Source organism: Kribbella antiqua, assembly GCF_004345665.1.
GTDB classification, from domain to species: domain Bacteria; phylum Actinomycetota; class Actinomycetes; order Propionibacteriales; family Kribbellaceae; genus Kribbella; species Kribbella antiqua.
In genome coordinates, this window is record NZ_SLWR01000024.1 from 1 (window position 1) to 10,156 (window position 10,156).

12 protein-coding genes are annotated in these 10,156 nt (G+C 62.9%); 8 read left to right on the forward strand and 4 right to left on the reverse strand.

Annotation, left to right across the window (positions count from 1 at the left end; genetic code table 11):
- Positions 1-163 precede the first annotated feature (163 nt).
- The 4 genes from EV646_RS38610 to EV646_RS38625 all read left to right on the forward strand — a co-directional run bounded on the left by EV646_RS38610 (position 164) and on the right by EV646_RS38625 (position 2,557).
- On the forward strand, positions 164-544 hold the full coding sequence (locus EV646_RS38610; RefSeq protein ID WP_132157804.1) for a hypothetical protein: 381 nt from the start codon (positions 164-166) through the stop codon (positions 542-544).
- 72 nt (positions 545-616) lie between these two features.
- Positions 617-943, forward strand: a complete 327-nt coding sequence (locus EV646_RS38615) for a hypothetical protein (RefSeq protein ID WP_132157806.1) — start codon at positions 617-619, stop codon at positions 941-943.
- A gap of 86 nt (positions 944-1,029) precedes the next feature.
- Complete coding sequence (locus EV646_RS38620) at positions 1,030-1,953, forward strand: tyrosine-type recombinase/integrase (RefSeq protein WP_132157808.1); 924 nt, start codon at positions 1,030-1,032, stop codon at positions 1,951-1,953.
- A gap of 52 nt (positions 1,954-2,005) precedes the next feature.
- On the forward strand, positions 2,006-2,557 hold the full coding sequence (locus EV646_RS38625; protein ID WP_199237536.1) for a DinB family protein: 552 nt from the start codon (positions 2,006-2,008) through the stop codon (positions 2,555-2,557).
- A gap of 128 nt (positions 2,558-2,685) precedes the next feature.
- On the opposite strand, the gene EV646_RS38630 is transcribed toward EV646_RS38625, so the two are convergent.
- Positions 2,686-3,150 carry a hypothetical protein gene (locus tag EV646_RS38630; protein WP_132157810.1) on the reverse strand — a complete coding sequence of 155 codons (465 nt, stop codon included), beginning with the start codon at positions 3,148-3,150 and terminating at the stop codon, positions 2,686-2,688.
- 177 nt (positions 3,151-3,327) lie between these two features.
- On the opposite strand from EV646_RS38630, the gene EV646_RS38635 reads away from it, so the two are divergent.
- Positions 3,328-4,263: an acyl-ACP desaturase gene (locus EV646_RS38635; protein WP_132157812.1), complete on the forward strand. Its 936-nt coding sequence runs from the start codon at positions 3,328-3,330 to the stop codon at positions 4,261-4,263.
- A gap of 404 nt (positions 4,264-4,667) precedes the next feature.
- Here the strand turns inward: EV646_RS38635 and EV646_RS38640 are convergent, their stop codons facing one another.
- The gene (locus tag EV646_RS38640; protein WP_132157814.1) at positions 4,668-5,231 is read right to left on the reverse strand and encodes a dihydrofolate reductase family protein; all 564 of its coding nucleotides are present in this window, start codon (positions 5,229-5,231) and stop codon (positions 4,668-4,670) included.
- A 135-nt stretch (positions 5,232-5,366) separates the two neighbouring features.
- Between EV646_RS38640 and EV646_RS40810 the strand changes: the two genes are divergently transcribed.
- Both EV646_RS40810 and EV646_RS38645 read left to right on the forward strand, forming a co-directional pair.
- Positions 5,367-5,501, forward strand: coding sequence for a hypothetical protein (locus tag EV646_RS40810; RefSeq protein ID WP_277875159.1), 135 nt, complete (start codon positions 5,367-5,369; stop codon positions 5,499-5,501).
- Between the two features lie 634 nt (positions 5,502-6,135).
- Positions 6,136-6,840, forward strand: a complete 705-nt coding sequence (locus EV646_RS38645) for a hypothetical protein (protein WP_132157815.1) — start codon at positions 6,136-6,138, stop codon at positions 6,838-6,840.
- A 247-nt stretch (positions 6,841-7,087) separates the two neighbouring features.
- Here EV646_RS38645 and EV646_RS38650 read toward each other — a convergent pair whose 3' ends face one another.
- The gene (locus tag EV646_RS38650; protein ID WP_132157817.1) at positions 7,088-7,876 is read right to left on the reverse strand and encodes a DUF6602 domain-containing protein; all 789 of its coding nucleotides are present in this window, start codon (positions 7,874-7,876) and stop codon (positions 7,088-7,090) included.
- Between the two features lie 292 nt (positions 7,877-8,168).
- On the opposite strand from EV646_RS38650, the gene EV646_RS41125 reads away from it, so the two are divergent.
- Positions 8,169-8,963, forward strand: coding sequence for an ETEC_3214 domain-containing protein (locus tag EV646_RS41125; RefSeq protein WP_422386739.1), 795 nt, complete (start codon positions 8,169-8,171; stop codon positions 8,961-8,963).
- Positions 8,964-9,395: 432 nt separating this feature from the next.
- On the opposite strand, the gene EV646_RS38655 is transcribed toward EV646_RS41125, so the two are convergent.
- Entirely contained in the window at positions 9,396-9,920 is a 525-nt protein-coding gene (locus EV646_RS38655) for a hypothetical protein (protein WP_132157819.1), read from the reverse strand.
- Positions 9,921-10,156 lie beyond the last annotated feature (236 nt).

Below are 10,156 nucleotides of genomic sequence, written 5' to 3' on the forward strand. Positions count from 1 at the left end.
TGGACAACTTCGGCCACCGGTCTATGAGTCGGTCTACTGACCAATGATCCACCAGGACCCGTTGGCCGTCCCCCTCAATCGCACTCATCTGCCGCTGTTGGTGAGTGTTCCAGATGGCCGTGTCCCGGCAGCGGTGCGAGCTCCGCAATGTGATCATGGGCGCGTGGGCCAGAAGAACTCGCGACAGTTCGATGAGATCAGCGCCCGTGGCGACGGTGACCCGGAATCCCACGCCGGTTGGCTGACGTGGCCACGGCCGGTACATGACCGCGAGTGGGTCGACGTCGACGGGAGTGCCTGGCGGATGCGCGGCGGCCCGCTGGATGCCAAGCAGGCCAGACGGCTCATGAAGCGCCCAGACGTCCATGTCGTGCGGGCCTACGAGCTCGATGTGGCCGAGGTGCGCGGCGCCGAGCGCGATGCCTTACTGGCACGCGTGGAAGAGTTCTTTGCCGAGAACGCGCCTCCATATAGCGAGTTCGAACTAGGCGACTTCCGCGATCAGAACCACCGGGTGATGCTCATGGTTCAGGAGAGCTGCTGAGAGAAACCTCATCATCTGCCGCTGTCCGGTGCACTCACGATGAGTGGACTCCACCTGAGCTACCGTGTCGGCGTGCTCCTCACAAGCGACAACATCCGAGAGGAGTTCCTAAGGACCTTTCCGCAGGCAGCCGCCGCTCTTGAGGCCGACGACGGCGCAGATCCCGCGGGGCGCGTCGACTGGGTGTTCCGCCACGATGTGATGCCCCACGCCATTGGCGACCCGGCTGCCCTGCGCGATGTCTTCGCCTGGATTGAGCGATTGCTGCAGTCCAGTGACAGCATGATCGAGTACTGGACTGCAGTACGCCTCCTTGGTCGGACGTTGGACTGGCCGGAGTGGGTGCCTCTCGTTGAGGAGCACGCAGGGCCACTGCTTGCGACAGCCATGAGCAGATAAACCTACGTTTCAGCCGCACGCTCATGCCGCAGATGGTGAACTTGTGGGCGGTTGACGCGTCCCGTCGCGCGCTGGGCACTGGCGGCATGGAGATCTCACAACCGGGACCGGCCGTCTCCGGCATCGTCGTCACGACGTCTCGCATCCTACGGATAGCCGTCGCCGCCCACCTGGCTCGGTTCAAAGGCCAGTCCCGCGTCCACACCGAGTCGGACCTGCGGGGGTATCTGGTGTGGTGCGATCAGCGCGGCCTCGACCCTCTGACAGCGAGCCGGCCACACGTCGAGCTCTACATCCGCTGGCTACAAGAAGTGCGCCGGTACCGGCCATCGACGGTGTCCCGACGCATATCGGTCGTCGCGGGCTTCTACCGGACGTGCGTGATCGACAGCGTCCTTGAACGCTCCCCGGCCGAGTACGTGCGCCGCCCACATGTGCCACCTGAATCCCCGACCCTCGGGTTGACGCACCTGCAGTTCGAGGCCGTGTTGACCGCCGCACGGCAGTCACCCAACCGCTGCGACTTCGCCCTGGTCGCGATGTTGGGTCTACTCGGTCTTCGGATCTTCGAGGCCACCGGCAGCGACATCGAAGACCTCGGCGAGGAGTACGGCCACCGGGTTCTCCGCGTGCATGGCAAGGGCGACAAGATCGTGCTGGTACCGCTTCCCCCAGCCGTAGCACGGGCCATCGAGCGGGCCATCGACGACCGGACCGCCGGACCGATCCTGCTGACCTCTCGCGGCACCCGGATGGACCGGCACTGCGCGACCCGTCGGCTGCGACGCCTCGCCGAGCACGCAGGTGTCAAGCTGCCGCGGCTCCACCCGCACATGCTCAGGCACACCTTCGTCACCACCATGCTCGACGGCGGCGTCGACCTGCGCGATGTACAAATCGCCGCCCGCCACGCCGACCCACGCACCACCATCCGCGACGACCGCGCCCGCAACAACCTCGACCGCCATCCCAACTACATCCTCGCCGCGTACATGGCCTCCGCCACTTGACAGGCTTTCCGCTCGTGCCGATGAGCGGTAGTCCCCCGTACGATGCGCACCTGTGAGCGCAGCACAGGAATTTGACATCAATGCGCGGACCGAAGCGCCACTGCACGGCAGCGAAGTCGCGATCTTGCGTGGATCACTGGCGTACCAACGCGACACGCTCCGGTGGAAGTGCTCCGGCCTGACCGAGGAGCAGTTGGCGCAGCAATGCCCGCCGACCAACATGACGCTGGGGGGCCTGATGAAGCACCTCTCGCTCGTTGAGTCCCAGTGGTTCGATCACTGGTTCCGCGACGCAGGGTTCGCGCCGCCCTTTGACACCGTCGACTGGGATCTCATCGAGAACGACTGGGAATTCGAATCGGCTCGTGACGACACTCCGGAGGAGTTGCGGGCGCTCTTCGACGAGGCCGTCAGCCGTTCAGACGCGGTCATCGACGAAGCGCTCACTCGCGGTGGACTCGACGAGGAGTCAGTACTCACGAGCCCGAAAACCGGCGAGACCTTCACCTTGCGGTGGATCCTGGTCCACATGATCGAGGAGTACGCACGCCACAACGGCCACGCCGACTTGATCAGGGAGTCGATCGACGGCCAGACCGGGTGAACGGCACCGAGTGACGAGTTCGGGGCCACGATCCGAAGCCCGAGCAACGCACTCACATGCCGCAGATAGGGCTGCATAGCGCGCTGCTCGTCAGCCAGTTGGTCCACGGAACGGCACCCGCTCGCCAGCTACGCCTGCTCGTATGTCACGTCGATGGTTAGGTCTTCGAATGTCGGCTCGCCTGGGCCCGCGCTCGCGTGAAGGGTGACCGCTGCGTCGCCGCTTGGTTCGACGAGGAGACCGGCGTTCGATATCCAGGCCATCGGCGAGGCCCAGCGCTCGTGTTTCCAGATGTTCCAGATCCGAACGGAGAGCCCTTCGCGGCCGCGTAGCGGCTTCACGTCGATCTCCACGCAGTCCGGTGCTGTGGCCGTCCACAGTGCGAACCGCTTGGACCTCTCGCCGTTGACCATGAGCCAGCCACCGTCCGCGCTAACGCCGACGCCCTGCTCGAGGTCTCCGGTAGTCCGCATCCGTATCTTCAAGACGCCGGCAGGCAGCGGCGACATCACGTGGGACATGTGCACGAGCCGGCCATCCAGCTCGATCGGCTCACCACGCGACTCCACGAATCGACTGCCCAGATCGCTCACGCAGGAAGCATCCCACGATGGCGATATTGTCGCCCCGGCCCAGAAACGCACTCACATGCCGCGGACAGCGAATACGCGGAACGGCCGATATGAGAATGCGTGTTGAGGGATCATGAGCCAATAGACCCGCAGCGGCGGCACCCATGACGAGACACTCGGCGACCGGGAGGACACCCCATGACGGCTCTGGACAGCGCCCAACTCCTTGCCGAACTTGAGCCAACAGTCGCAGCGAACCTCGACCGGCATCTGGCCACCGCTAAAGAATGGATGCCCCACGAGTACGTGCCCTGGAGTCTGGGGAGAGACTTTGCCGACCTGGGCGGGGAGGCATGGTCGGTCGGACAGTCGGCATTGTCACCAATCGCGCGCACCGCGTTGGAGGTCAACCTGCTAACCGAGGACAATCTGCCCAGCTACCACCGTGAGGTCGAGCGGGCCTTCGGCAGGGATAGCGCGTGGGGCACGTGGGTGAACCGGTGGACCGCCGAGGAGGGCAGGCACGCCTTCTGCATCCGCGACTATCTGCTGGTGACCCGGGGGGTCGATCCCGACGAGCTCGAGCGGGCCCGCATGGAGACTATGGAGTCCGGTTACGCCTCTGGCGACAAGCCGCTGCTCAACGTATGCGCCTACGTGTCGTTCCAGGAACTCGCGACGCGCGTTTCACACCGAAACACCGGACGGTTCACCGAGGAGCCGATCGCCGACAAGCTGCTCACCCGGGTCGCCATGGACGAGAACCTGCACATGATCTTCTACCGGAACATCGTCGCGGCGGCCCTCGAGCTCGCGCCCAGCCAGACCATGCGCGCGATTACCGAGGAGGTAGTCGGCTTCCAAATGCCCGGCAGCATCATCCCCGGGTTCGCCCGCAAGGCGGTGCAGATGGCCAAGGCCGGAATCTACGACCTCCGCATCCACCATGACGACATCGTGACACCGTTGCTGCGTCAGTGGCGTGTGTTCGAGATCGAGGGCCTGGACGGCGACGGGGAACAGGCGCGTGAGGAGCTCGCAGCGGCGGTCGATGCTCTCGACGTACAGGCCACACGGTTCGTCGAACAACGCGCGGAGGCGGCAGCCAAGAAGGCGGCCCGACAGGCGAAATAAGTCGGCCAACGTCCTGTCATGCCGCGATCCGCGCTTTCGACTGTCGAAGATCACCTGGCGGACGAGTGTCGCGCATCACCCGCCGGAGGACAGACCCGTCCCGCTGCAATTGCCGAACTGGCCTGTCATGGAATCAAGGCGCGGCGCCGAGCCACCGTCGGCGTCCAGGGGCGGCAAGATCTTTTCGGCCGCCACCTCACCCGACCACCGGACCGTTCCACTCGCGCAAGGACTCCCGGAGCCGAAACATCTTGCCGCTGATCCCCGGACCCCGCCGCCGTCTCGACTGGTATCGGCATCTATAGGGTGAAGGCGAGGAATGGCGATCCTTTGTCGCAGCGAACAGCTCGACTTTGCTCCGGGCATGTTGCCACTCCCTCAGACACGCTGCAAAGGGATCGCGCTCAGCGCCTCGTCTGGTACCTGGTCAGGACCACGCCGCCGGGAAACGTCCGCGTCTCCACCAGGTTCAGGTTCACCCAGCTGTCCAGCGCGGTGAAGAACGGTGTGCCGCCGCCCACCAGCACCGGATGGGTGACGATCTCGTACTCGTCGACCAGCCCGGCCCGCATGGCCGCCCCGGCGAGCGTGGCGCCACCGACCCTCATCGGCTCGCCGTCGTCGGCCTTGAGTCGGGTGATCTCCGCGACAGGTTCGCCGGTGACCAGGCGGGTGTTCCAGTCGACCTTGTCGATCGTCGAGGAGAACACCACTTTCGGCGTGTCCCGCCAGTTCCGCGCGAACTCGATCTGCGCCGCGGTGGCGTCGGGCTGCTGGTCACCGGTCGGCCAGTGGGAACTCATCACCTCCCACAGCTTGCGCCCGTACATCAGCAGCCCGATCGCCAACTCCTGGTCGAGCCACCACTGAAACAGCTCGTCGCTCGGCACGCCCCAGCCGATGTCGTCGCCGGGCGCGGCGATGTAGCCGTCCAGGGACAGGTTCATGCCGTAGATCAGTTTCCGCATGGCGCCATGCCTCTCAGTCAGTCGGTCTCGGGAGTCTAGATCGGCTCGGCGCAGGAAACTGATCAATGCGCGATCTGAGTTCGGCAAGGCCACTTTCACCAGGGATCAGCGCCGGGTGTGGGATTCGAATCCACGATGACCGCCAACCGCCATACCGGCTTCAAGGCCAAGGCGCCCGAACACGCCAAATGCGGCCCTGACCTGCACAAACGCAAGATCGCGATGCTGCACCAGCTCGTACGTCTGCACGTATTTTGCACGATGGCCTGAAAACGAGCCGGTCAACATGGCTCAGCGCTGGTTGGCCCCGTCCCGCTCGACGCTCAATTGTCCGGCCACCACGACACACGTCAGGAGAGTTGGTGCTACGGGATCGGCGAGCCGACTCTTGGCTGCGCTGCGCCGGCCTAGTAGCCCAGCCGTAGTTCGTGATCCGGCGATGTGGCGGTCCCGGACGCGAGGCGACCACCGGCTGATGATCTCGGGTTGTGTGCACTCAAAACGGTCGCGGCTATCTATCGGTCGCCGGGAGTGCCATAGTGCCAGTGGAGGGGAAGGGGCGGCCCGATGAAGGGCGCTCGCTCCGATTGGCCTAGTGTCTGCCTGCTTGGCCGGATCGAGGCGACCGAAGATGGGACACGAAAGGTTATCGAAATGGCCAACGTGAAGGTCACATGCCCGCACTGCGGGCACCAGACATGGGTCCGTGAGCATTACAACGACCCTTGCCAGAAATGCGGGAAGACTGTGCCCGACCCGTATGTGAAGTAGAGACAAATTTCCTACAAGGGGGGACTGAATGTTCGGATTCCGCTCGCGGTCAAAGAAGCCGGCAGCACCCGCGCCTATCCCACGATCCAGGGCAGATGGCGCGCAAGAGACAACGTTCCGCGTCGGTGACCGCGTGGTAACCCTGGCCGAAGTCGAAGGCCATCCGATAGGCATCGAGGGGGAGGTGACCGGCGTCCATGCTGACCGCAACCTGCCCCCCTATGAGGTCACCCTGGACAACGGATCAATGCAAATCACGGCTACCGCCGAGGACCTGGAGCGGATCGACCTGCACATGTTCAAGGTTGGAACCCGCGTGAGGCTGACTCAAGACTTCGCCGGATTTCTCTGGGACCAGAATATTGCCTGGGAAAAGGATAACCCGGAGCAGCATTGCGATCCGGTGTCATACCCGGCGGGTACCACGGGCACCATTGCGTTCGACCATCCCACGATCGCGGAGAACTACCTGATAGAAATTGATGACGATCCCAACGCCCTTGCTGTCGGGAGTTCAACACTGGAGCGTATTCGTGGGCGTACGCGGGTCATCGAGGAGCCGGACGGCAATACCCAGATTTGTCAGCTGTTCGATTTCCATGATGCCGTCAGGCTCAGGAAGGACGTTACCTTCGAGGACGGCAGCACTCGCAACGCTGGCTCAGGTGGGATGATCGATGCGTTGGACCTCCACCGGCCGGCAGCCGAGGTGATGCGGGAGTGCTGGCGCACCGGCAAGTACGGTGTCACGTTTTTTGACGGCGCAGAGCAGTATCACGCCGAACTTCCTTGGCGTCTTCTCCAACTCGATTCGGACCTGTATCGACGGGCCCTGTAAAACCGCAACTGAAGCCGAGTGCCGAGGAAACTGGTGAAACGTCAGCATGACGGTACGCCAGCGAGCGCCTGTTGTCCGCCCCAGTACTACAGCAGCGGTAGTTCGTGATGTGCGGCGAGATTATCGAGCGGTGGTCGCCCTCGCGTCCGAGACCGCCACATCGCCGGACCACGAACTACGACTGCCGTACTAGAGAGGTTTGGAGCAAGGTTCTTCGGCTAATTGCGGCATCCGTCCAAAATATTTCTCAGAGCGGCTCATCCTGCGGGAGATACATGTGCAGATCGATCGGACGGTGCTCAACCTGACAAGCATAAGACACGATGCCGAGATACCAGACGAGCAATGCGTTCTCCGTTGGATATACATCCAGATAAGAGCCCGGGATCGGGATCGCGTCGATGCTTTCGGTGGGCGATCCAAACTCGACACCGGGTTTCACATTCATCAGCGCGTACCCATCGAGGCTGCATAGACTGTCGATCCGCTTGCCGAGTGGCAACTGTTCATGACGTTCCCGGAGTGCGGCCGCAATCCCGGCTGGATTTGAACACTCCAGGGCGAGCACGAAATAGCATGTCGGGGCTATCTCCTGGCGCTCGCCATATAGGTTGTACGTCGAGGAAATGCTGACCGGATGATAGGCGGACTTGTCGAGCGCCTTAACACCCTGCATGTGCGTAACGAGCGAGTCGACGTCACTAGTGCCTATGCTTGTCTTCACTTCTACGACCGCGAGCGCGCCCTCCGACGGCACGAGCTGGATGCCGTCTGGTGCGCTTGAGAAAAGGATCGGCGTACGCGCAGCGTCGTACAAGATGACATCAAGCTGGGGACTCCGCGCACCCTTCGAGTCGATCAGCTGCCCTTTGGCGATTCCAATCGAGTCGGGCAGGTGCTTGCGTAGGAACGCACGCACCGCATCTTCAAGCGCCTCCCCTTTGGACAGGTTGTGCGAGAGGGCAACCCGCGTCTCTTCCAGCGAGTTCCGCATCTGCTGTGCCGCCTGCGCCATCAGTTCCCTAAGTCCGCTCACGTAGCCAAACATAGCCGGAACCCGTGCCCGCTCCGTGCCCGTTCGGATGGACCTCCACCGGAACGACCGGTCGACAAGGGCGGTGTGTTCAAGTGCCGCTGACCCGTATATTCCCGGCATGAGTGATGTCTAGGAGCCAGGCTGGCTGACTCGATCGCGTCCGTCGGCCAGGCAACGGCCTTGCACGTAGCTGTGCGAATTCGGTGGCATGATCTGCAGCCGTGCTCGCATCGGTGAACGAACCGAGCTAGCTGGGTAAGGCATATTGGCCTGAGGACAGGGCGGGGTCACAATGCAGATAGATTGGACGCAGGTCAGGGACGTATCTGAGACGATCGCCGCGATTGTTGCGATCTATGGCTCGCTGTACGTTTTGGGCAGGCTAACGATTCGCGCCTGGAGGAGAACGGTTGGCCGCAGGAGGCAACAGTCGCAACTCCTCGATCAGCTCGCTTGCGGTGAACCGATCGAGCGCGTGAACACTTGGCTAGGGCTGCCAGTCAGCAGCAGCGGGGACGGGTACACGTACGACCTACCTGGGTGCTGGGTTTTCATAACCGAGGCGGAGGGAGTCGTTGAATCCTTTGCTATCACGATTAGAGATTCCCGGATGTATTACCGAACTCGTCTGCTCACGGCTGGAATGTATGACCTGAAGTTGGGTCGGTCGACATTCGGAGATATTGGACTCGGCAAGGAATCCGGATATACGTGGATCGGCGCTCGTCGCATGGGAGCACGAGTCTTGATTTCGGGGGCCAATCCATCTCTTTATCAAGAATTTTCCTTCGCGTTCAATGATGCGGGCATCGGTTACATTGCGGACTTGACCGACGATGAGCGCCAGGCCGGGTGGCAAGTGTCTCCGGAAACGACGATAAACACGCTCCGGGTAGTCCACCCCTTTTTGTCGAGTTCAAGGCAAGAGGCGCTGAACAGAGACGTGCAGCCTGTTGGCGTTGACCTTGATGTGATCCGGCTACGAGTGGCCAAGGACGTGATTCGGTTCAGAGAGACCTCGCTGACGTCACGCGTCCGAGCGCTCCTCAGACGTAAGAGGCGATCTGTTGGGCGTTCAGGGTCCTAACCGCCGTCGAAGTCTCCAGACCTTGCCGAGTTTGGCTCTTGCGGGATCAAGGCGCGCCTTCGGCGCGCGGCCCGGCCGTGCGCATGCGGCCTCCGGCCGTTCACCGGCCGGGCCGAACCTCGGAGTTCTGCACCACAGCCCAAGACATTGCCTCCGGCGGGGCATCACGACTCCGGGATGACGCGTCGGAATCGGCCGGCTATGTGGGTCGGGGTGCGTCTTCCCGTCTGCCGCTCAGCCCAGTCAGGATCTATAGGGAGCCACCAGAGGGGCCAAGATCGTTCGTCCGGTGAGGCGCTCCATCTTGGCCCCTCTGGCGTCTGCTGATCGCGCTACGCGTGGGCTGAACGGCAGACGGGAAGACGGAAGGGTGAGGCATGGCGGGTGGAGAGCGCCGCGCGGTCCTGCACCAGTCGGGGCCATGATCGGTAGCTACCGGCGGCGGATTGCGGGATCTGGCGTATGCGGTCGAGGTCCGGGCCCGGTGAGGAACTTGCCGTCCTTCCGGCGGTGGATGCCGCCAAGGTGGAACAGAACTTCGATGAGCCGATCGTCAAGGAGGCGCATCCGATCTCTCTCTGCCAGCAAGCGCTGTTCGCTGATGGTCTCTGGGAGTGCCTTCAGGCGGCGCTGATGACCCCACCTCGCTAGCTCCCACGGCCAGTCGCCGCCGTCGGTCACTGGCTGACCAGATGTGTGAGCCAGGTCGTTCCGCACGTGAGTTGCATACTTGAGGTCGGCCTCAAGACCTGTGTCGGCAAGCTCCTCACGCTCGACGACCGCCGCGATCAGAGCCGCACTCCTCCCTGCTGTTCGATCCGGGGGAAGCAGCGCATTCGCGATAGCGGGCGGCATCATCGCTATGTAGACCTCAGCAATGAGATCAATCGTGCCCTCGCATCGCGCGTGTGAAGCGAGGATGTCGTTGCTCAGTTCCCGTGGATCCGAGGTCTCCATGATCGAACGATGACACACCCCATTTGTCGGTGAGCACCTCGTAGAGCGTCTTGCTAACAGACTTGCTAACAGTGGCCATGGATCGGGTCGGACAACGGTGGACAGTGTCGGCGGCAGCTGAATACTGACCAGTGCACGGCAAGGCGGGTTCTAGTCAACGTTGCAACACAAGGTGTTCCGCCGAGGCTAGCAGCGCCGTGAACAACTCGGCGGGTGCGCGGTCGTCAAGGACGTGA